Genomic DNA, 20,469 nt, shown 5'->3' on the forward strand with positions numbered 1-20,469 from the left:
GCTCGACTATGCTCGGGGCTCTTCCAACAGTTGCGGGGGCAGCATGCTGGAGCTCGATGCCGTACAGACGCTGGCCTTCGCCGGCCTCGCCCTGTTCCTCGGCTATGCGCTCTGCCGCGTGGTCCCGCTGTTCTCGAAGTACAACCTGCCGGCGCCGGTGATCGGCGGCCTGGTGGTGGCGCTGGCGGTGCTGGTGGCGCGCCGTTACGAGGTGACGCTGTTCACCCTCGACACCAGCCTGCAGACGCCGCTGATGATCGCCTTCTTCACCACCATCGGCGTCAACGCCAGCGTGGCGCTACTGAAGCTCAGCGGGCGCCAGGTGGTGATCTTCCTGCTGCTGGCCACCGTGTTCGCCGTCGCGCAGAACCTGCTCGGCATGGCGGTGGCGATGGGCTTCGGCCTGCATCCGCTGTTCGGCGTGCTGGCCGGCTCCACCACGCTGACCGGCGGACCCGCGACCGGATTGGCGTTCGCGCCGCTGTTCGAACAGGCCGGCGTCGAGGGCGCCGCCACGATCGCGGTGGCGGCCGCGATGGCCGGCATCCTGTGTGGCGGCCTGCTCGGCGGACCGGTGGCGACCGTGCTGATCCGTCGCCACAAGCTGTACGGCGGCGTGCGCCTGGGCGCGCCGGACGAATCGGCGGCCGAGCCGACCGGCGCGCGCGACACGCCCGATTTCGCTACCCGCGAGGCCAGCGCGCTGAAGAGCGTAGTGGTGATCCTGGTAGCGATGTGGCTGGGCGCAGGCGTCAGCCAGGGCTTGGCGGCGATGGGCATGACGCTGCCGGCGACAGTGGGCGCGATGATGGTCGGCGCGCTGATCCGCTATCTCGACGACCGCACCGGGTGGATCGGCCTGCCGGTGGCGACCACCGACCTGATCGGCAACATCTGCCTGGCGCTGTTCCTCGCGGTGGCGCTGATGAACCTCAAACTGTGGGAACTGGCGGGGCTGGCCGCGCCGTTGCTGGTCAACCTGGGCCTGCAGGTGGTGCTGGTGGCGCTGTTCTGCGGGGTGGTGTTCCGGGTGATGGGCCGCGACTACGACGCCGCGGTGATGGGCGGCGGCTTCATCGGCTTCATGTTGGGGACCACCGCGAACGCGATGGCGGTAATGCGCACGCTGGTCGAACGCTATGGCATGGCGCCACGCGCCTTCCTCGTCGCCCCGCTGGTGGGCGCGTTCTTCATCGACTTCACCAACGCCCTGATCATCACCGGGTTCATCAATCTCTGGGATTGATCGACCGTCATCCCGACTATCTCCGGAGTTGGCCCCAATGAAAGTTATCGTCCTTCTGATGCTTTTCTGGGCGCCTATCGCGCCCTTGGCTGCGAAGTGCGGCGATAGATTCCTTGTCTTTTCTGGATCTGTCGCAGACAAGCAAGGCAATCCTGTAAAATCTGCGCTAGTGGGGGTTGCTTGGTCGGAGAACTCCAGGCCACGCGGTCCCGCCATGTCGCTCACGGATTCAGCAGGTCGCTACTCCATTCCTATCAGCTTTAACGCGTACTCGGGCCATTCCGCTTTACGAGGCGACAGCTGCAAAGGTGTTCTTAAAATAGTGTCCGTATCTGCTTACACTGATTCGGAACGATCATGGCCCCTTATTCTGGATATCGATTCCAAGTCACAGGTTGATGTTCCTTTGCTGGAGATCGCCTTTCCAATCCAGAGCGAGCCAACTTGGCCACATGAGGTCGGGGCTAACAATTCATTCAAGCCGAACCCACTTCACGGGTCGGCTTAGCCCAGGCGTTAGCGCCCAATGACACTTCCCCGCAAGATTGTCATTCATTCGCTCAACGGCTTGCGTCCGTCGCTGACAGGCATGGTCAGGGACTGGATCCGGGATGGCGTGCAGTACGTCGGTGTCGTTGGCCATGAAGCAGCAAGGATCGAGGACGCGATCGACGATCTATGCGTTGGTGATGGCGCAGACCCCTACTTCATGGTCACGGCCGCGCATGACGGCACCGAAACATTGGAGGACGCCGTCTTTCTCGCCGAGCAGATCCTGACCATTCCGGGCCCGGTGGCCGTCGTCGAGCTCTAACGACTCATCAAGTCGAAACGGCAACGGGGCTGCTAGCGTTTGCCGTACTTGTCCGCCAGACGCTTGTTCAACGCCTTGTTCTGCACCTTCGCATTCGCCTTGTCGGCCAGGCGCGAGGCGAGCTTGTCGGCGGCGGCAGCGACTTCGTCGCGCAGCTTGAGGTAGTTGAGGAAGCGGCCTTCGTCCAGTTCCTCGCGCTCGATCGCGGCGCGCACCGCGCAGCCGGGTTCACGGTCATGCGAGCAGTCGCGGAACTTGCACTGCTCGGCCAGTGCTTCGATGTCCGCGAAACCGCCGTCGGCGAGGTCTTCCTCGCCGGTCGGCTTCAGCTCGCGCATGCCGGGCGTGTCGATCAGGCAGGCGCCCGCCGGCAGCGGGATCAGCGCGCGGTAGGTGGTGGTGTGGCGGCCGCGCGAATCGCTCTCGCGCACTTCGCCGGTCTTCATGCGCTCGTCGCCGAGCAGCGTGTTGGTGATCGTCGACTTGCCCGCGCCTGACGAACCCACCAGCACGACGGTGTGGCCGGGGTCCAGCCACGGCGCGAGTTGCGCCACGCTGTCCGGATCCTTCGCGTTGACGGTGAACACCGGCACGCCCTGCGCGGTGAGATCGGCCAGCACCTCGACCGCGTCGGCGGCGTATTCGGTGCGGTCGGCCTTGGTCAGCACCACCACCGGCTGCGCGCCGCCACCGCCGACCAGCAGCAGGTAGCGCTCGATGCGGCGTGGATTGAAGTCGGCATCCAGGCCGCAGACGATGAACACCGTATCGATGTTCGCCGCGATCACCTGCTGGTGGTAATGCTCGCCGGCGGCGCCGCGCTTGATGCCGGTGTGGCGCGGCAGCAGGGCGACGATGCGCGGTCGCTTGGAGGACGCGTCTTCCAGCAGCACCCAGTCGCCGACGGCAGGCCGTTCATGGGCGGGGAAGCGGGGACGCTGCCACTCCGGCAGCGATTCGGCCTTGACGCCGTCGCCGGGCGCATTGGCGACCACATAGCCGGAGCGGTGCTGCTCGATCACCCGCGCCGGGGTGGCCTGCGGGTGCGCGGCCATCGCCTCGCGCCACGCGCTGTCCTCCGGTTCCCCCGTATACGGCCAGCCAATGGACCGCAGAAGGGTGACGTCGGACACGCTGGGGACGGGGGTTTCAGGCATGGCGCGCATTCTAGACGGGCCCTGAAGGCGGCGGGGCCGGCAGGGCTAAATATCCGTTAAGCTGGCCCCCCTTCCCAATTCAGCCCCTGTGCGGTAGCCGCCATGTCCACCCCGCCCGTCAAACCGCTCGCCACGCGCGAACGTCTGTCCGAAGTCCGCTACGAAATCCGGGGCGAACTGGCACGGCGAGCTAGGGAGCTGGAAGCGCAGGGGCAGAAGCTGATCAAGCTCAATATCGGCAACCCGGGCGCGTTCGGCTTCCGTGCGCCGGAACACCTGCAGCGCGCGATCGCCGACGACATGGGCCGCACCGATCCGTACACGCACCAGCAGGGCCTGCCCTCGGCGCGCGATGCGATCGCCGCCGCGTACGCCAAGCGCGGCACGCCGGACGCGCATCCGGACCGCGTGTTCGTCGGCAATGGCGTCTCGGAACTGATCGACCTGTCGCTGCGTGCGCTGCTCAATCCCGGCGACGAAGTGCTGGTGCCTTCGCCCGACTATCCGCTGTGGTCGGCGGCGACGATCCTCAACGACGGTCGCCCGGTGTATTACCGCTGCGATCCCGACAACGATTTCCTGCCCGATCCGAACGAGATCGAGCAGCTGGTCAGCTCGCGCACCCGCGCCATCGTGCTGATCAATCCGAACAATCCCACCGGCGCGACCTATCCGCGCGAGCTGCTGGAGCGCATCGTCGCCATCGCGGCCAAGCACCGCCTGCTGCTGATGGTCGACGAGATCTACGACCAGGTGCTGTACGACGGCGCCACCTTCGTGCCGGTCGCGCCGCTCGCCGGCGACGTGCCGTGCATCACCTTCAGCGGCCTGAGCAAGGTGCACCGCGCCTGCGGCTGGCGCGTGGGCTGGGGCGTGGTATCCGGCCACGGCGACGTGGTGCGCGACTTCCTGCACGCGATGGACCTGCTCAGTGCGCTGCGCCTGTGCGCGAACGTGCCGGGCCAGTACGCGATCGACGCGGCGGTCAACGGTCCGGACACCATCAGTGCGTTGTGCGCACCGGGTGGGCGCCTGTACGAAACCCGCCGCGCGGTGATCGAAGCCTGCGAGGCCAGCCCGCACCTGGAGCTGGTGAATCCGGCCGGCGCGCTGTACGCGTTCCCGGCGGTCGTCGGCGATGCAGCGAAGAACTTCGACGACCATACGTTCGCACTGGAACTGATGGAAACCGAAGGCGTGCTGGTCGTGCCGGGCTCCAGCTTCAACGTGCCCTACCGCCACCACTTCCGCGTTACCCTGCTGCCCGAAGCGGCAACGATGCGCGAAGTCTTCGCCCGCATCGACCGCGCCCTCTCGCGCCGCGCGGAAGCGGCCACCAAGGTCGTGCCGATCAAGGGCAAGCCGCGGCCGGCAGCGGCGTAAGTTCCTGCCCCCTCTCCACCGCCTGCGGGGGAGAGGGTCGGGGTGAGGGGGCAAGACGTAGCAGCCCCTATCTCCTGAAAACCAACGTCATGCAGCGGCCGCACGAACGCGGCCCGCATCCGTGCACCCATACGCCACCGGCTTCGTTCCCCCCTCACCTGCCTTCGGCATCCTCTCCCCCGCACGCGGGGGAGAAGAGGGCATCGCGGCCGTTCGCTGCTGACCGGTTTCGGCGCATCATGCGCCCATGACCACCATCGCCGCCCCGCATACCACCGCCCTCACCACCGAGCTGCGTTACCTCGCGCTCGGCGATTCCTACACCATCGGCGAAGCGGTGGACGAAGCGGGTCGCTGGCCGATGCAGCTGGCGCTGTTGATGCGCCGGGAAGGCGTACTGCTCGGCGATCCCCGCATCATCGCCGCCACCGGCTGGACCACCGACGAACTGGATGCTGCGATCACAGCCGCCGAGCCGCTGGGCGAGCACGATTTCGTCACGCTGCTGATCGGCGTGAACAACCAGTACCGCGGTCGCGACGTCGAAGAATACCGCACGCAGTTCGCCGCGCTGCTGTGGCGCGCCATCGGCTTCGCGCGCAACCGGCCCGACCGCGTGCTGGTGCTGTCGATCCCCGACTGGGGCGTCACCCCATTCGCCGCGCAGTCCGGCCGCGACATCGCACAGATCGCACGCGAACTGGATGCCTACAACCTCGCCGCACGCGAAGTCTGTGCGCAACGCGGCGTCGCCTTCGTCGACATCACCCCGATCAGCCGCGCGCGCGGTGGCGAGGCGGCGATGCTCGCCGATGACGGCCTGCATCCGTCCGCCGCGATGTATACCGAGTGGACGCGGCTCGCGTTCCCTGTCGCGCATCATCTGCTGGCGGCGGGCTGATGGCGGACTCGAAGGTGCTTTTCAGGGTCGTCGGCGAAGACGGCGACGTCCATGTCGAAACCTTGTGGGCGACCGCACTGGGCGAAGATCGTTATCGCCTGGACAACCTGCCTTTCCATGCCTACGGCGTGTCCTGGGACGACATCGTCCTGGCGCCGTTCGACGCGACGGAAGACATGGCGACCTTCCAGCATGTCGTGACCAAGACCGGCAATCGCACCGTGCGTCTGTTGCTGGATCCCCCGGTGTCCCCGGGAAACGCATCGGACGATGTCCTGCAGGAACTGGTCGCGCTGGGCTGCGACTACGAGGGCTCGAATCGCGTCCGCATCGCCGTGAACATCCCAGCGGACGTATCGCTCGACAGCATCCGCGAGTACCTGATCGCACGTGAGCTGGTCTGGGAGCACGCCGATCCCACCTACGAAACGCTGTTTCCGGACAATCCCTGCTGACGCGTTAGACCGCGGCGACCAACGCCGGCTGCGCCGCATCCGATTCAGGCAACACTGTCCGATACCCCTGCGCGTCCAGCCACGCCAGCAGCTGCGCCAGGATCGCAACGTTGTGGCCATGCGCAGCGCCCTCATGCAGCAGCACGATGGCGCCCGGGGCGATGTCGCGGGTGATGCGCGCCAGCACCTTGTCCGGCTGGCAGTCGACACCGTCGAAGCCGCGCGCGCTCCACGCTACCCGGGTCAGGCCGTGCCGCTTCAGCGACAGGCCGACGAAGGGATTGGTCATGCCCACCACGCTGCGGTACCAGCGCGGCGTTTCGCCGGTGATGGCGGTGAGCATCGACTGGCTGCGGCCGATCTCGTCCTCCATCGCGCCCGGCCCCAGGCGCCAGAAGCGCGTGTCCGGGTGCGTGGCGCTGTGGTTGCCGATGCCGTGGCCGCGGTCGCGGATGGCGTGGACGACATCGGGCTGCGCCGCGGCGCGCTCGCCGACCAGGAAGAAGGTCGCCTTCGCCCCGTGGCGGTCCAGCAGGTCGAGCATCGCGGCGGTCTCGTCCGAGGGGCCGTCGTCGATGGTCAGCCACACCACGCGCTCATCGGTGGGCAGCCGCGACAGCGCGGGACAGAGCAGGGTGGCGCGCGGGTACAGCGTGGCCCAGACCACTGGCAGGTGGGTGGCCAGCATCGCCGGCAGGCCGATCTGCCAGCCGTACTGCCACCACAGCCACGCCACGGCCACTTGCGACAGCGCCAGCAGGCCCAATATCAGTCCGGGACGACGCGGCGGACGATGCAGTGTTCCTGTCGTGCTCATGCCCCATGATGCCACGGGGCGTAAAATCCCCTTCCCCACGCCCTTCACGCTTTCCGGTACCCGTCATGTCCCTTGATCCCGCCCTGCGCTCGCGCATCGAATCCCTCCTGCAGTCCAACCGCGTGGTGCTCTTCATGAAGGGCCAGCCGACCATGCCGCAGTGCGGCTTCTCGGCCAAGGCGGTGGGCGCCCTGTCGGCGCTGGGCGTGGACTACGCGCACGTCAACGTGCTGGCCGACCAGGAGATCCGCGAGGGCATCAAGGTCTACGGCGACTGGCCGACCATCCCGCAGCTGTACATCGACGGCGAACTCGTCGGCGGCAGCGACATCATCGAGCAGATGACCAACTCCGGCGAACTGGCCACCGTGCTGGGCTTGGCCGCGCCCGACCGCACGCCGCCGGCGATCACCATCACGCCCGCCGCCGCCGAGATGCTGCAGAACGCCGTGGCCGACGCCGGTCCGGGCGCCGCGCTGGCGCTGTCGATCAACGCGCAGTTCCAGCCCAACTTCCAGCTGGCGCAGTTCGACGCCAACGCCATCGCCACCGAATCCAATGGCGTGCGCGTGCAGTTCGACATCGCCAGCGCGCGTCGCGCCGACGGCATCACCATCGACTGGGTGGACGACATCCGCGGCAAGGGCCTGGCCATCGACAACCCCAACGCCCCCAAGCCGGTGCAGGCACTGTCGCCGATGGACGCCGACGCCAAGGTCCGCGCCAGCGAAGTGCTGCTGGTCGATGTGCGCCCGGCCGACGAGCGTTCGCTCGCATCGGTGAAGCTGCCCTTCAAGACCTTCGACGGCGCCGGCCGTGCCGAGCTGGAAGCGCTGCCGAAGGACACCGCCCTGGCGTTCCTGTGCCACCACGGCGGCCGCAGCCAGCAGGCTGCGGAAGAGTTCCGCGCGCTGGGCTTCTCCAACGTCTACAACGTCACCGGCGGCATCCATGCATGGGCCGACGACGTGGACGGCACGATCAGCAAGTACTGATCCGCCACACCACGGGCGACACACGGGAAAGCGGGCTTCGGCCCGCTTTCTTTTTGCGTGGCGGACAAGGTGTGCGCTGCGTAGGGTGGGCCTTGGCCCACCGTCGCGGACCTTGATTGCGCCGGGACTTCCTGGTTTCCGCCAACGATCGCGGCTACGACACATGGCGATGGCGGGCCGAGGCCCACCCTACGTCAGCCCTTGAAACCGCCCGCCGCCAGGTAGTCGCGCTCTTCCTGCGTGGAGGTGCGGCCCATCGCCTCGTTGCGATGCGGGAAGCGGCCGAAGCGCGCGATCAGGTCGTAGTGCAGCTGCGCGTACTTGAGGTATTCGTCGTTGCCGGTCGCGCGGAACAGGTCGAGCGAGCGCTGCTGGTCTTCGAGCGCCTCGGAGTGTTCGTACGGCATGTAGAAGAAGATCTTCAGTTCCGGGTCGACCTGCGCGTCGAAGCCGGCCTCGATGGCCCGCGCGGTGTAGTGCCGGGCGAGTCCGTCGGTGGCGTAGGAATGCGCGCTCTGCCGGAAGCAGTTGCGCGGGAACTGGTCCAGCAGCAGGATCAGTGCCAACGCACCCTCGGCATCGCCCATCCAACCTTCCAACTCACGCCGTGCCGCACGGAAGTGCAGCCCGCGGAAGCGCTGGTCGAACTCGGCATCGAACGCATCGTCGTTCGAGAACCACTTGTCGTAGCCGGCGTTCTTCCAGAAGGTGATGACGTCGTTGGATTCGTTCATGCGTTGCCTCGTGGTCGGATCACGGCGATCGGTAAAGTGGACTCGGTCCGGAGGTAGTATCGCGCATCAGCCCGCGATGACATGCCCGATGCGCCATAGCACGCCGGTCGGGTCGATGAGGGTGAAGTCGCGGAGGCCCCAGGGTCGGTCGTCCGGTGGGCTGAGGCGGACGGAGAACTTCTCGACGACACCCGACGCCTCGACGTTCCGGTGCCAGTCGTCCGCATTGGCGACCAGCAAGTGCATGACGAAGTTCTCCGCATGTTCGCGCAGGTAGAACTGCGACAGCAGGAAGGCCGTGCTGCCATGGCGGAGATAGGCCAGGTCGTCCGACTCCCTGATCGCCTCGAAGCCCAGCGCTTCGTAGAAGGCGATCGACTCCACGAGCTCCTTCGCGGGGACGAAGGCTTTCATTTCGATCGTGTCGAGGTTCATCCGGTCTGCCCCGCTGTCTGGTTCACGGATAATGCACGACGTTCGACCGGATCAATGGGCCTTCGGAATCCCGGCGAGGATGGCCGCGATCTCCGACCATTCCGGATCGTGCTCGGCGGAGATATCCATGAAGTCGTTCTCCGGCACCAGCGCTTCCATCGCAGCGACATCCGAGGCGTACAGAATCCAGCGTCGTTCTCCCAGCCCGGTACTTCGCGCCGCATTGAGGAACACGCGCCGGTCCGGATCCCATTCACGGATGTCGTCCTCCAGTCCGTTCAGCGCCTCCAGATCGTCGGCGTAGAGGGGCAAGCCCTTCTCATCCTCTTCGTAGGTGACCACGATCGTGATGCGATGCGGGAAAGCGGCCCGCACGTCGGCCGGTGGAAGCGCGGGCATGACGCCCACGAAATGGGGGCGGTTCTCCGTCAGCGAGCGGAGCAGAAGCCACTGCTGATTGTCGCCGCTCCCGGCTTCGGCTTGCGTAGAGGCGTTCACCTGTCTTTGCTCCTTGCCCGGTTCCCGGTACTTGGCTGGGGTCGCCAAAGCCGCTGGCTCACTCATCGTTGCGGACCCGTCGACAGGGGTGCGGGATTCCATGCCCGTGGTGCTGCCCGCTTTCAACGGAAGCACCCCGCACAGAAGCAATCCCGCCATGACGGCACGCCTGCAAAGGAACATCCCGCTGACATCGTCATTCTTCACCACCCTGTTCCTCATTCGCCTATGCGACCTCGTGTCATTGGCGGTGTTCGAAGCTACTACTCATCAAACCGCAGATGCCGCACCGACTTGCCGTTGCGGCGGATCAGTTTCAGCGCTTCGATGCCGACGGTGATGTGGTTCTCGACGAACGATGAGCTGACCTTGGCGTCGCTGGCCTCGGTCTTCACGCCTTCCGGGATCATCGGCTGGTCGCTGACCAGCAGCAGCGCGCCGCACGGAATGCGGTTGGCGAAGCCGGCGGCGAACACGGTGGCGGTTTCCATGTCGATGGCCATACAACGCATTGCGCGCAAGCGTTCCTTGAAGGCCAGGTCGTGTTCCCACACGCGGCGGTTGGTCGTGTACACCGTGCCGGTCCAGTAGTCGTGGCCCAGGTCGCGGATCATCGTGGAGACCGCGCGTTGCAACGCGAACGCCGGCAGCGCCGGCACTTCCGGCAGCAGGTAGTCGTTGCTGGTGCCTTCGCCGCGGATCGCCGCGATCGGCAGCACGAGGTCGCCCAGTTCGTTCTTGCGCTTCAGGCCCCCGCACTTGCCGAGGAACAGCACCGCCTTGGGCATGATGGCCGACAGCAGGTCCATCATCGTCGCCGCGTTGGGGCTGCCCATGCCGAAGTTGATCATGGTGATGCCGTCGGCGGTGGCGCTGGCCATCGGCCGGTCGAGCCCGACGATGGGCGCACCGGTCAGCTGCGAGAACACGTTGAGGTAGCCGCCGAAATTGGTCAGCAGGATGTGTTCGCCGAACTGGTCCAGGGGCACGCCGGTGTAGCGCGGCAGCCAGTTGTCGACGATTTCGTTCTTGTCCTTCATGGAAGCCTCTTTTTCTTGTTGTTGTCCGTCAATTCTGGCACGACTGCGACGCACGCACTTGGCAAGCGGCGGCCTCGCCGGTTAGGTTCCGGGTCTCTTCCAGGGGATACACGATGCGAATGACCTTGTTGGCCGGGCTGGTCCTGGCTTCACTGGGCGGCAGCGCGCTGGCTGCGGCGCCCACCTCCCGTTTCACCCAGGATCCGTACCCGAGCACCTACAAGGCGCTGGCCTCCGGTCCCGTGCTGCTGACCAACGCCACCGTGCTGACCGGCACCGGCGAACGCCTCGACGGCGCCGACGTGCTGTTCGCGGACGGCAAGGTGGTGGCGGTGGGCCGCGGCCTGTCCGCCCCCGAGGGCGCCACGCGCATCGACGCGACCGGCAAGTGGGTGACGCCGGGCCTGATCGACGTGCACTCGCACCTGGGCGTGTATCCCAGCCCCGGTGTGAAAGCGCACAGCGACGGCAACGAGGCCACCGCGCCGGTGACGGCGAACGTGTGGGCCGAGCATTCGATCTGGGCGCAGGACCCCGGCTTCCACACCGCACTGGCCGGCGGCATCACCTCGCTGCAGATCCTGCCGGGCTCGGCGAACCTGGTCGGTGGCCGCGGCGTGACGCTGAAGAACGTGCCGTCCACCAGCTACCAGGGCATGAAATTCCCCGGTGCGCCGTGGGGCCTGAAGATGGCCTGCGGCGAGAACCCCAAGCGTGTGTATGGCGGCAAGGCCGGTCCAGCGACGCGCATGGGCAACGTGGCCGGCTACCGCGCCGCCTTCATCGATGCCAGCGAGTACCTGAAGAAGAACGCGCCCAAGCCGCAGGAGCCGAAGAAGAAGCGCTGGTGGGAACGCGCCAGCGGCGACGACAAGGCGGACAGCGGCGGCGACAGCGGCGGCAAGCGCGACCTGAAACTGGACACGCTGGCCGGCGCGATCAACGGCGAGATCCTGGTGCACATCCACTGCTACCGAGCCGATGAAATGACCACGATGCTCGACCTGGCGAAGGAGTTCGGCTTCAAGGTCGCGGCGTTCCACCACGGCGTGGAGGCGTACAAGCTGGCCGACCGGCTGGCGCAGGACGGCGTGTGCGGTGCGCTGTGGGCCGACTGGTGGGGCTTCAAAATGGAAGCCTTCGATGGCATCCAGGAGAACATCGCGCTGGTCGACCGCCCGGCGAACAGCTGCGCGATCGTGCATTCGGATTCGGATGAAGGCATCCAGCGTCTGAACCAGGAAGCGGCGAAGGTGATGGCGAATGCGCGTCGCGCCGGCATGGGCGAGATCGCCCCCGAGCGCGCGATCCGCTGGGTGACCAGCAATGCGGCGAAGTCGCTGGGCATCGCCGAGCGCACCGGCACGCTGGAAGCCGGCAAGATGGCCGACGTGGTGGTGTGGAACCAGAACCCCTTCAGCGTGTACGCCAAGGCTGAGCAGGTCTACATCGACGGCGCACGCATCTACGACCGCAACGACCGCAGCAGGCAACCGGTCTCCGACTTCATGCTGGGCCAGGAGGTGACGCCATGAAGCGCGCGCTGAGTGTCTCCCTGCCGTCATCCCAGCGCACGCTGGGATCCACCTTGCTTTCGCTTTCAAGGTGGGACGCAACAGGAGCAAGAGCCACATGGGTCCCAGCGTTCGCTGGGACGACGATGAGGGCGTTGGCGGTAGCGGTCGCCCTGGCGTCGACCTCCTTCGCCGCATTCGCTCAAGACGTCTTGATCCGCAACGCCACCGTGCACACCGCCGGGGCGCAGGGCACGCTGAAGAACGCCGACGTGCTGGTGCGCAACGGGGTGGTGCAGTCGGTCGGCAGCGGCCTGGCCGCGCCGGGTGCGACGGTGGTCGAGGCCAATGGTCGCCCGCTGACGCCGGCGTTCTTCGGCGGCATCACCGAGATCGGCGTGGAGGAAGTGTCGGGCGAATCGGCGACCGCGGATTCGGCGGTGACGCTGGAAGACCAGCCGATGCGTCCGGAGTTCGACGTGACGCTGGCGTACAACCCGGCCTCGGTGGTGATCCCGGTGGCGCGCGTGGAAGGCATCGGCTTCACCCTGCTGGGTGCATCGACCGGCGGCTCCTTCATCGCCGGCCAGGGCGGCGTGATGCGGCTGGACGGCAGTGCCGATCCGGTCGGCCCGCGTGCGTTGTTCGTGCGACTGGGCGGCGGCGGTGCAGCCGATCTGGCCGGCAAGTCGCGTGCGGCGCAGTGGATGCTGCTGGACCAGATGGTGGCTGAAGCGCGCGGTCGCGTGGCGGTGGATTCGCCGCATGCGCTGCTGACCCCCGCCGGTCGCGCGACGCTGGCGCGTTATCTCGCCGGGAACGGCCGCATCGTGGTGCAGGTGAACCGCGCCGCCGATATCCGCCAGCTGTTGCGCTGGGCGCAGCGCGAGAACGTGCGCATCGCCATCGCCGGCGGTGCCGAAGCGTGGAAGCTCGCACCGCAGCTCGCGCAGGCGAAGGTGCCGGTGTTCGTGGATGCGCTGGCGGACCTGCCGGCGGACTTCGACCAGATCGGTGCCACGCTGGAGAACGCGGCACGGCTGGACAGCGCGGGCGTGCCGGTCGGGTTCTCGCAGGTCGGCGAATCGCACAACGCGCGCAAGAACCGGCAGCTGGCCGGCAACGCGGTGGCCAACGGCCTGCCGTGGGAAGACGGCCTGGCCGGCCTGACCCGCGTGCCGGCGGAGGCGTTCGGCGTGGGCGATCGCATCGGCACCATCGCGCCGGGCAAGCTGGCCGACCTGGTGCTGTGGACGGCCGATCCGCTGGATGTGTCCAGCACCGCCGAACAGGTATGGCTGGGCGGACGTGCGATGCCGATGCGTTCGCGCCAGACGGAGTTGCGTGATCGCTACCTGCAGCAGGCCGGTCCGCTGCCGCGCGCGTACTCGAAGTAAGCGCGTGGTGTCAGTCCACGGAGGCGCCTGCGGGCGCCTTCGTGCTGTGTGGCGGGACAACGGCCGCGTTCTCGTCCATCACGCGATCGCCGCCCGCGCGCTTGGCGGCGTACATGGCGTGATCGGCGCGCGCGATCAGCGAGGCCACCGTATCGCCATCGCGCGCCTGGGCGACACCGAGGCTGGCGGTCAGCGCCACGTCGATGCCTTCGACCGTGGCGCAATCGTGGCGGATGCGCGCGACGACCTGGTCGCCGATGCGCGTGGCCGACGACAGACCCGCACCGGACAGCACCAGCACGAATTCCTCGCCACCGAGGCGGCCAAGCTGATCGCCGTACTGGAACTGTTCGCTGACCGCACGCGCCACCGCACGCAGGCAGGCGTCGCCGACGGCATGCCCGTAACGGTCGTTGACCTGCTTGAAGGCATCGAGATCGATGAACAGCAGCGAGACCGGGATGTGTTCGCGCTGCCGTTCGATCAGCGCCCAGTCCAGGCGATGCTCGATGCCGCCGCGGTTGAGCACGCCGGTCAGGCCATCGCGTTCGGCATGCGCCTTGGCGCTGTCGCGTTCGCGGCGGAAGGTCAACATGCGATCGGCCAGACCCAGCGCGAGCACCACGGCGGTGAACGCGAGTACCCACGGCACGCCGTACTCCAGCCAGGGCTCGGCACGCTCGCCGCTGCTGAAACGCAGCGCGCGCCACATGGTGAAGACCAGCGTCGGCACCCACGCAATCAGCACGTAGGCCGCATGCGTCTGTCCACGCCGCCACGCCACCACCAGCGTGACCAGCGCGATGGCGTTGGTCAGCAGGAACAGCGCGTTGGCGACGTCCGGGAACCAGGCCTTGTCGGCCGGCCACGGCGACAGCAGCAGGAGCAGGCTCAGCCCGCAGCCGTACGCGCCCACCAGCCGCATCAGCAGCGCCAGTCGCGGCGTGACCTGACGCAGGCCGGCGTAGTCCAGCCACAGGTAGACCAGCATCACCGTGGCCAGCGAGCCGCAGAACCAGATGCCCGGCGGGCCGAACTGGGCCAGCCACGACAGACCCGGCCAGGCATACGCCTCGCCGTACGAGCACAGCGCGTACAACAGCTGGAACAGCATCGCGCCGGCATAGAGCAGGTAGACGCGGTCGCGCAGCATGGCCCAGAACAGCAGTACCGCCATCGACACGCCCAGCACCATGCCGATGGCCGGCAGCACCAGCCGCACATGCCACAGGTCGGCGGCGGCATACGCCGGCGCGGATTCCACCGCGATCCGCAGGGGATAGCGCGCGCCTTCGACCTTCACCTCGATAGGCCCGTCATCCGACAGCGGGAACACCAGCGCGCGCCGGCTGTATTGCGGGTCGAGGTCGGGACTGAAGATGTCCTGCTGCCGCACCACGCCATCGGCCTGGCTGCGCACGGTCACACGGGCGGTGTAGGGGTGGTAGAACACCAGCAGCGGCTCGGACACGCCCGGCTTCGGCTGCACCCGCCATTCGCCGTTGCCGATCACGCGCACGCCACCGGCGCCGCCCTCGAAGCGACGTTCCGAAAACAGTCCTGCGCGCTGTCCGGCCTGCTGTTCCAGCGCGACTGGCTGGAGGCGGTCGATCCGCGCGATGTTTTCCCCTTGCGCGCCTACCGGCAGCAGGGCCAACAGCAGCAGTAGCAACCCCCACTGCTGAATCATGGTGCCCCTTCCCTTGGTGGCGAGTGTCGGCCCCGGCCCGGCGGCGGACAAGACCGGATCGCGCCGTTATGTGACCTGATTCACGTAATTTATGGGGTGCAGTCGCCGTCCCCAGCCTGACCGGGGCCCCGTTTTCCTTCCCGGCTCAACTCACAAAAAGGTGACGCAACTCACACTTCATGCGTTTATCCAGCGACTTGTCTGCCGTTCTCCGCTAGTTTTCCGGAGATAGACACAAATGCGACGAATGCCGGGAGGGGCTAGATGCGCATTGGGATAGTTGTCGATTCGGCGTGCGACCTGCCGCTGGAGTACCTGGAAAAGCACAACATCGTGATCCTGCCGATCACGGTGCGGATCGGCGAGGCCGTGCTGGCCGACCATCGCGACGAACAGGCCACGCTGAGCTTCCTGCACGCGCACGTGGCCGAACGCGGCCATGAAGCCGAGACCACGCCGTTCACCGTCAACCAGATCCGCGACCTGTTCCTGGGCCGGCTGGTGATCGACTACGACCACGTCTTCTGCATGACGATCACCAAGACGCGTTCGCCGATCCACGAGAACGCGATGCAGGCCAGCTTCGCCATCCTCAACGACTACAAGCCGGTGCGCCAGGCCGCTGGCCATAACTCGCCGTTCGCGCTGCGGGTGATCGACACGCAGAACCTGTTCGCCGCGCAGGGCATCACCGCGGTGGAAGCGGTGCGCATGCGCGATGCCGGCGCCAGCGTGCAGCAGATCCGCGTGCGCCTGGAGGAACTGGCACAGAACACGCACGGCTACATGATCCCGCGCGACCTGTACTACCTGCGCAACCGCGCGCGCACCAAGGGCGACCGCAGCGTCGGCCTGCTCAGCGCCGCGCTGGGCAGCGCGCTGGACATCAAGCCGGTGCTGTACGGCCACGCCGGCAACACCGAGCCGGTGGCGAAGATCAAAGGCTTCGAGAACGCCGTGGAACAGATGTTCAAGTTCACCGGCAACCGCGTGATGGCCGGCCTGATGACGCCCACCGTCTGCCTGAGCTACGGCGGCGAGCTGTCGGAACTGCGCGCCCTGCCCGGCTACCAGCGCCTGCGCGACATCTGCGAGAACAACAAGGTTGAAGTGTTCGAGAGCGTCATGAGCCTGACCGGCATGGTCAACGTGGGCAAGGGCGCCGTGGTCGCGGCCTTCGCCGCGCCGCCGGCCCCGTTCAAGGCGGCATAACGGCCGGCTAACGCGCCGTGGCCGACGCTATGCCCCAGGTTTCCACCGGGGGTGCCATGGCCGTCCGTTACTACATCAGCCTGCCGGATCCCGGCCGCGCACGCGGCGGCGATCCGGCTTTCAGTTTCGATGCGCACGGCGCGGACGAGTTCGCCGCCCAATTGCAGCATGCGCTGCGCACCAGCAGCCTGTTCGATCGCTGGCGCGCCCGCCAGGAAGAACCCGATGAAGTCGATCCCGGCCTCGGCGTCATCGACGACGGCGCGACCGTCCGCGGCCAGCAGGACGATCTCAGCATCCTGCTGGTGGCCACCTCTTCCATCCCGGGCCAGGTCCTCAAGCACCGCCTGCGCCTGCTGGCAGGACATGCCTGGGAGTTACGCGACGTCTCCGCCGCCCGATGACGGAGCGGCGTCCGGTCCTGCTCGCCTGGAGCGGCGGCAAGGATGCTGCGTGGACGCTGCATGCCCTGCGCCAGCGCGATGACGTCGAGGTCGTCGGCCTGCTGACCACGGTGACCGAAGACTACGATCGCGTGTCGATGCAGGGCATCCGTCGGACCGTACTGCATGCGCAGGCGCGCGCCGCCGGCCTGCCGCTGATCGAAGCGATGATTCCCGCACGCTGCGTCAACGACGACTATGAGCGGGCGATGGCCGACGCTCTGGCGGAAGCCGCGCGACGATGGCCGAGGCTGCGCACGGTCGCATTCGGCGATCTGTTCCTGGAAGACATTCGCGCGTACCGCGTACAGAACCTGGCGAAGATCGGCTGGGAGGTGCTGACGCCGCTGTTCGGCGCGGACACGACGACGTTGGCGCGCGAGATGATCGACGGCGGCCTGCGCGCGCACCTGTGCTGCGTGGATACGCAGCAGCTCGACGCACGCTTCGGCGGTCGCGCATTCGACGAAGCACTGCTGCGCGACCTTCCTGCGGACATCGATCCGTGCGGCGAGAACGGCGAGTTCCACACCTGCGTGTCGGCAGGCCCGATGTTCAACGCGCCGCTTGCGCTGGTGCAGGGTGACACCGAACTGCGTGACGACCGCTTCGCCTTTACCGACTACGTATTGTCGGCATGATCCGTCGCCGGCCAATGGGCCAACGGCACCAGCACCTGCGGTTCGCGCGGTCCGTCCAGCAAGTCGGGCAACCGTGATTCGTAGTCGCGCCGGTAGGGCTTGTCCTGTCGCTCGAGGAAGGTCGCCACGTCGGGCTCGGCCCAGCGCTCGTACAGCGTGAACAGGGTCGGATCGTTCGCGTCGCGATGCAGGTCGCACGACAGGAAGGTGTCCTCCTTCGACATCGCGTCGACGATGTCGTGCACGGCCCGCAGCCATTCGTCGATCTGCTCGGGCTTCACCCGCAGGCGGACGTAGAAGACGAGCGGCACGGGCGCGGCAGTGGCGTGATCGGACGTCATCGGTACAGGGCCCTCGCGTGATGCGCTATGTGCTCGCCGATGAAGCTGGCGATGAAGTAGTAGCTGTGGTCGTAGCCGGGTTGCAGGCGCAGCGTCAGCGGATGGCCGGTGGCCTCGGCCGCGGCTAGCAGCAGTTCGGGCTTCAACTGTGTTTGCAGGAATTCGTCCGCATCGCCCTGGTCCACCAGCAGCGGCAAGCGCTCCTGCGCATCCGCGATCAACGCAACGGTGTCGTAAGCCTTCCACGCCACGCGGTCTTCGCCGAGGTACGCACCGAACGCCTTCTCGCCCCACGGCACCTGCGACGGCGCGACGATCGGCGAGAACGCCGACACGCTGCGGTAGCGGCCGGGATTCTTCAACGCGATGGTCAGCGCGCCGTGCCCACCCATTGAATGACCGCTGATCGCACGCGCATCGGTGACCGGGAAGTTCGCTTCGACCAAGGCAGGCAGTTCGTCGACGATGTAGTCGTACATACGATAGTGCGTCGCCCACGGCGCCTGCGTGGCGTTGACGTAGAAGCCCGCGCCCTTGCCCAGGTCGTAGCCATCGGCGTCGGCGACATCGTCGCCGCGCGGACTGGTATCCGGCGCGACGATGATTACGCCATGCTCGGCCGCATAGCGTTGCGCGCCGGACTTGGTGGTGAAGTTCTGCTCGGTGCAGGTCAGGCCGGACAGCCAGTACAGGACCGGCAGCTTTTCCTTCCCGGCCTGCGGCGGCAGGTAGACGGCGACGTTCATGTCGCAGCCGAGGACATCCGAGCGATGACGGTAGACGTCCTGCCAGCCGCCATGTAGGGCGCGGTGTTCGATGCGCTCGAGGGTCATGGTGATTTCCGTGTTTCCTTCTCCCACTGGGAGAAGGTGGCGCGAAGCGCCGGATGAGGATCTGACTAAGCGAGGAGGAGTACCGGATGCGGACGCTGCAAGAACCGCGGCATTCGATCATCCGGATGTCGCCGTACCCTCTCCCCAACCCCTCTCCCGGAGGGAGAGGGGCTCGCGATCAGTAGTGCACCACCGAGCGAATCGACTTGCCTTCATGCATCAGGTCGAAGGCCTCATTGATGTCGTCCAGCGGCATGGTGTGGGTAACGAACGGAGCGAGTTCGATGTCGCCCTTCATCGCGTCCTCGACCATGCCCGGCAGCTGCGAGCGGCCCTTCACGCCGCCGAAGGCCGTGCCCATCCACTTGCGGCCGGTCACCAGTTGGAACGGTCGCGTGCTGATTTCCTGTCCTGCGCCCGCAACACCGATGATCACGCTCTGGCCCCAGCCGCGGTGCGCGCATTCCAGCGCGGCGCGCATGACGTTGACGTTGCCGATGCATTCGAACGAGTGGTCGACACCCCAACCGGTCATCTCGACGATGACCTGCTGGATCGGCTTGTCGTGGTCCTTCGGATTGACGCAGTCGGTGGCGCCGAACTGCTGCGCCATCTCGAACTTGGACGGGTTGGTGTCGATCGCGATGATGCGGCCGGCCTTCGCCTGGCGCGCGCCCTGGATCACCGCCAGGCCGATGCCGCCCAGGCCGAACACGGCGACCGAATCGCCTTCCTGCACCTTGGCGGTGTTGTGGACGGCGCCGATGCCGGTGGTGACGCCGCAGCCGAGCAGGCAGACGTGTTCCGGATTCGCACCGGGATTGATCTTGGCCAGCGAGACTTCGGCGACAACCGTGTACTCGCTGAAGGTAGAGCAACCCATGTAGTGGTACAGCGGCTTGCCTTCGTACGAGAAGCGCGAGGTGCCATCCGGCATCACGCCCTTGCCCTGGGTGGCGCGCACCGAGGTGCACAGGTTGGTCTTGCCGCTCTTGCAGAACAGGCACTCGCCGCACTCGGCGGTGTACAGCGGAATCACGTGGTCACCCGGCTTCACGCTGGTCACGCCCTCGCCGACCTCGACCACGATGCCGGCGCCTTCGTGGCCCAGCACGACCGGGAACAGGCCTTCCGGATCGTCGCCCGACAGGGTGAAGGCATCGGTGTGGCAGACGCCGGTGTGGGTGATCTTCACCAGCACCTCGCCCTTCTGCGGCGGAGCGACGTCGATCTCGACGATCTTCAGCGGTTCGCCTGCGGCGAAGGCGACGGCGGCACGGGATTTCATGGCGGTACTCCTGCTGGATTGCTTGAGAAGGGTTTACTTGAGGTACGAGCGGACCAGCGCGACGGCGGCATCGATGCCGGCCTCGCGCTGTTCGGGGGTGGAGGCCGGATGCGCGAACTCCTCGCGCAGATGGCTTTCCAGGATCTCCGACATCAGCCCGTTGACCGCGCCGCGCACGGCCGCGAGCTGCTGCAGCACGGGGGCGCAGTCGGCGCCTTCTTCCAGCGCACGCTCCAACGCATCCAGCTGGCCGCGGATGCGCTTCACGCGCGTCAGCGCTTTCTTCTTGTCGGCGGGCGAGTGCGGCATGAGACTGATCCCGGATAGTGGGGGGGAGTATATGGCGATCCGCCCGTCGGGGCAAAGACAGCCGACGGCCTGAGCGGAAGACCATAGTTGTGACCCAACGGCCCAACTATGGTCATTTCAGGTGGCTCGAACTATGGTCAAACACTGTAGAACGCCCGCGCTAAGCTCAGCCTTTCTACCTTTGGGGCAATCACGACCGAATGTGGAGGCCGCTTGGTATGCCATCTCGCGGCGAAGCGTGGGCGATGGGCCCCTCCCAAGCACCCTCCGGAGCTGTCAGGGTAGCGACCGGGGTCCGAATTCCCTTGGGGACGCCAAACAATAGA

General features: G+C 66.8%; 22 protein-coding genes. 11 read left to right on the forward strand and 11 right to left on the reverse strand.

The annotated features are described in order from the left end of the window. The first annotated feature begins 43 nt into the window (after positions 1-43). Positions 44-1,246, forward strand: coding sequence for a sodium/glutamate symporter (gene gltS, locus IB225_RS15085; protein ID WP_192312077.1), 1,203 nt, complete (start codon positions 44-46; stop codon positions 1,244-1,246). Between the two features lie 526 nt (positions 1,247-1,772). Beyond that, on the forward strand, positions 1,773-2,060 hold the full coding sequence (locus IB225_RS15090) for a hypothetical protein (RefSeq protein WP_192312078.1): 288 nt from the start codon (positions 1,773-1,775) through the stop codon (positions 2,058-2,060). A gap of 32 nt (positions 2,061-2,092) precedes the next feature. On the opposite strand, the gene rsgA is transcribed toward IB225_RS15090, so the two are convergent. Next, positions 2,093-3,226 (reverse strand): ribosome small subunit-dependent GTPase A, encoded by a 1,134-nt coding sequence (gene rsgA, locus IB225_RS15095; protein ID WP_192312079.1) that lies wholly within the window; start codon positions 3,224-3,226, stop codon positions 2,093-2,095. A gap of 93 nt (positions 3,227-3,319) precedes the next feature. On the opposite strand from rsgA, the gene IB225_RS15100 reads away from it, so the two are divergent. From IB225_RS15100 to IB225_RS15110, 3 genes are all read left to right on the forward strand, one after another. After that, positions 3,320-4,600, forward strand: a complete 1,281-nt coding sequence (locus IB225_RS15100) for a pyridoxal phosphate-dependent aminotransferase (protein ID WP_192312080.1) — start codon at positions 3,320-3,322, stop codon at positions 4,598-4,600. A gap of 247 nt (positions 4,601-4,847) precedes the next feature. Next, a complete protein-coding gene (locus tag IB225_RS15105; RefSeq protein WP_192312081.1) occupies positions 4,848-5,501 on the forward strand; it encodes an SGNH/GDSL hydrolase family protein in 654 nt (217 codons plus the stop codon). After that, on the forward strand, positions 5,501-5,956 hold the full coding sequence (locus IB225_RS15110) for a DUF4265 domain-containing protein (protein WP_192312082.1): 456 nt from the start codon (positions 5,501-5,503) through the stop codon (positions 5,954-5,956). Before IB225_RS15105 ends, IB225_RS15110 begins: the two co-directional genes overlap by 1 nt. A 4-nt stretch (positions 5,957-5,960) precedes the next feature. Here the strand turns inward: IB225_RS15110 and IB225_RS15115 are convergent, their stop codons facing one another. After that, positions 5,961-6,788: a polysaccharide deacetylase family protein gene (locus IB225_RS15115; RefSeq protein WP_192312083.1), complete on the reverse strand. Its 828-nt coding sequence runs from the start codon at positions 6,786-6,788 to the stop codon at positions 5,961-5,963. A gap of 50 nt (positions 6,789-6,838) precedes the next feature. Here IB225_RS15115 and grxD point away from each other — a divergent pair, with 50 nt between their 5' ends. Beyond that, on the forward strand, positions 6,839-7,768 hold the full coding sequence (gene grxD / locus IB225_RS15120) for a Grx4 family monothiol glutaredoxin (protein WP_192312084.1): 930 nt from the start codon (positions 6,839-6,841) through the stop codon (positions 7,766-7,768). 194 nt (positions 7,769-7,962) lie between these two features. Here the strand turns inward: grxD and IB225_RS15125 are convergent, their stop codons facing one another. The 4 genes from IB225_RS15125 to IB225_RS15140 form a co-directional block, all read right to left on the reverse strand. Beyond that, positions 7,963-8,502: a DUF924 family protein gene (locus IB225_RS15125; protein WP_192312085.1), complete on the reverse strand. Its 540-nt coding sequence runs from the start codon at positions 8,500-8,502 to the stop codon at positions 7,963-7,965. A 66-nt stretch (positions 8,503-8,568) separates the two neighbouring features. Then, positions 8,569-8,937: a VOC family protein gene (locus IB225_RS15130; protein ID WP_192312086.1), complete on the reverse strand. Its 369-nt coding sequence runs from the start codon at positions 8,935-8,937 to the stop codon at positions 8,569-8,571. 51 nt (positions 8,938-8,988) lie between these two features. Next, entirely contained in the window at positions 8,989-9,642 is a 654-nt protein-coding gene (locus IB225_RS15135) for a DUF695 domain-containing protein (protein ID WP_192312087.1), read from the reverse strand. Positions 9,643-9,698: 56 nt separating this feature from the next. Next, a complete protein-coding gene (locus IB225_RS15140; RefSeq protein WP_093294700.1) occupies positions 9,699-10,475 on the reverse strand; it encodes an AMP nucleosidase in 777 nt (258 codons plus the stop codon). Positions 10,476-10,588: 113 nt separating this feature from the next. Here IB225_RS15140 and IB225_RS15145 point away from each other — a divergent pair, with 113 nt between their 5' ends. Continuing rightward, positions 10,589-12,010: an amidohydrolase gene (locus IB225_RS15145; RefSeq protein ID WP_192312088.1), complete on the forward strand. Its 1,422-nt coding sequence runs from the start codon at positions 10,589-10,591 to the stop codon at positions 12,008-12,010. A 125-nt stretch (positions 12,011-12,135) separates the two neighbouring features. After that, positions 12,136-13,386 (forward strand): amidohydrolase family protein, encoded by a 1,251-nt coding sequence (locus IB225_RS15150; protein ID WP_192312089.1) that lies wholly within the window; start codon positions 12,136-12,138, stop codon positions 13,384-13,386. A 10-nt stretch (positions 13,387-13,396) separates the two neighbouring features. On the opposite strand, the gene IB225_RS15155 is transcribed toward IB225_RS15150, so the two are convergent. Then, on the reverse strand, positions 13,397-15,076 hold the full coding sequence (locus tag IB225_RS15155) for a diguanylate cyclase (RefSeq protein WP_192312090.1): 1,680 nt from the start codon (positions 15,074-15,076) through the stop codon (positions 13,397-13,399). A gap of 264 nt (positions 15,077-15,340) precedes the next feature. Between IB225_RS15155 and IB225_RS15160 the strand changes: the two genes are divergently transcribed. Genes IB225_RS15160 through IB225_RS15170 form a run of 3 tightly spaced genes read left to right on the forward strand, consistent with a single transcriptional unit; the run spans position 15,341 to position 17,372 of the window. Next, a complete protein-coding gene (locus tag IB225_RS15160) occupies positions 15,341-16,288 on the forward strand; it encodes a DegV family protein (protein ID WP_192312091.1) in 948 nt (315 codons plus the stop codon). A gap of 56 nt (positions 16,289-16,344) precedes the next feature. Beyond that, positions 16,345-16,692, forward strand: coding sequence for a hypothetical protein (locus IB225_RS15165; protein ID WP_192312092.1), 348 nt, complete (start codon positions 16,345-16,347; stop codon positions 16,690-16,692). Continuing rightward, positions 16,689-17,372: an ATP-binding protein gene (locus IB225_RS15170; protein WP_192312093.1), complete on the forward strand. Its 684-nt coding sequence runs from the start codon at positions 16,689-16,691 to the stop codon at positions 17,370-17,372. The genes IB225_RS15165 and IB225_RS15170 overlap by 4 nt, the downstream gene beginning before the upstream one ends. On the opposite strand, the gene IB225_RS15175 is transcribed toward IB225_RS15170, so the two are convergent. The 4 genes from IB225_RS15175 to frmR form a co-directional block, all read right to left on the reverse strand. Then, positions 17,354-17,713 (reverse strand): putative quinol monooxygenase, encoded by a 360-nt coding sequence (locus IB225_RS15175; RefSeq protein WP_192312094.1) that lies wholly within the window; start codon positions 17,711-17,713, stop codon positions 17,354-17,356. The two genes, IB225_RS15170 and IB225_RS15175, sit on opposite strands and share 19 nt — an antisense overlap. Continuing rightward, positions 17,710-18,546 (reverse strand): S-formylglutathione hydrolase, encoded by an 837-nt coding sequence (fghA, locus tag IB225_RS15180; RefSeq protein WP_192312095.1) that lies wholly within the window; start codon positions 18,544-18,546, stop codon positions 17,710-17,712. The genes IB225_RS15175 and fghA overlap by 4 nt, the downstream gene beginning before the upstream one ends. 178 nt (positions 18,547-18,724) lie before the next feature. Continuing rightward, the gene (locus IB225_RS15185; RefSeq protein WP_192312096.1) at positions 18,725-19,834 is read right to left on the reverse strand and encodes an S-(hydroxymethyl)glutathione dehydrogenase/class III alcohol dehydrogenase; all 1,110 of its coding nucleotides are present in this window, start codon (positions 19,832-19,834) and stop codon (positions 18,725-18,727) included. A 33-nt stretch (positions 19,835-19,867) separates the two neighbouring features. Then, positions 19,868-20,143, reverse strand: coding sequence for a formaldehyde-responsive transcriptional repressor FrmR (gene frmR, locus IB225_RS15190; protein WP_192312097.1), 276 nt, complete (start codon positions 20,141-20,143; stop codon positions 19,868-19,870). Positions 20,144-20,469: the final 326 nt, after the last annotated feature.

This window comes from Pseudoxanthomonas sp. PXM02, assembly GCF_014851805.1.
Classification (GTDB): Bacteria; Pseudomonadota; Gammaproteobacteria; order Xanthomonadales; family Xanthomonadaceae; genus Pseudoxanthomonas_A.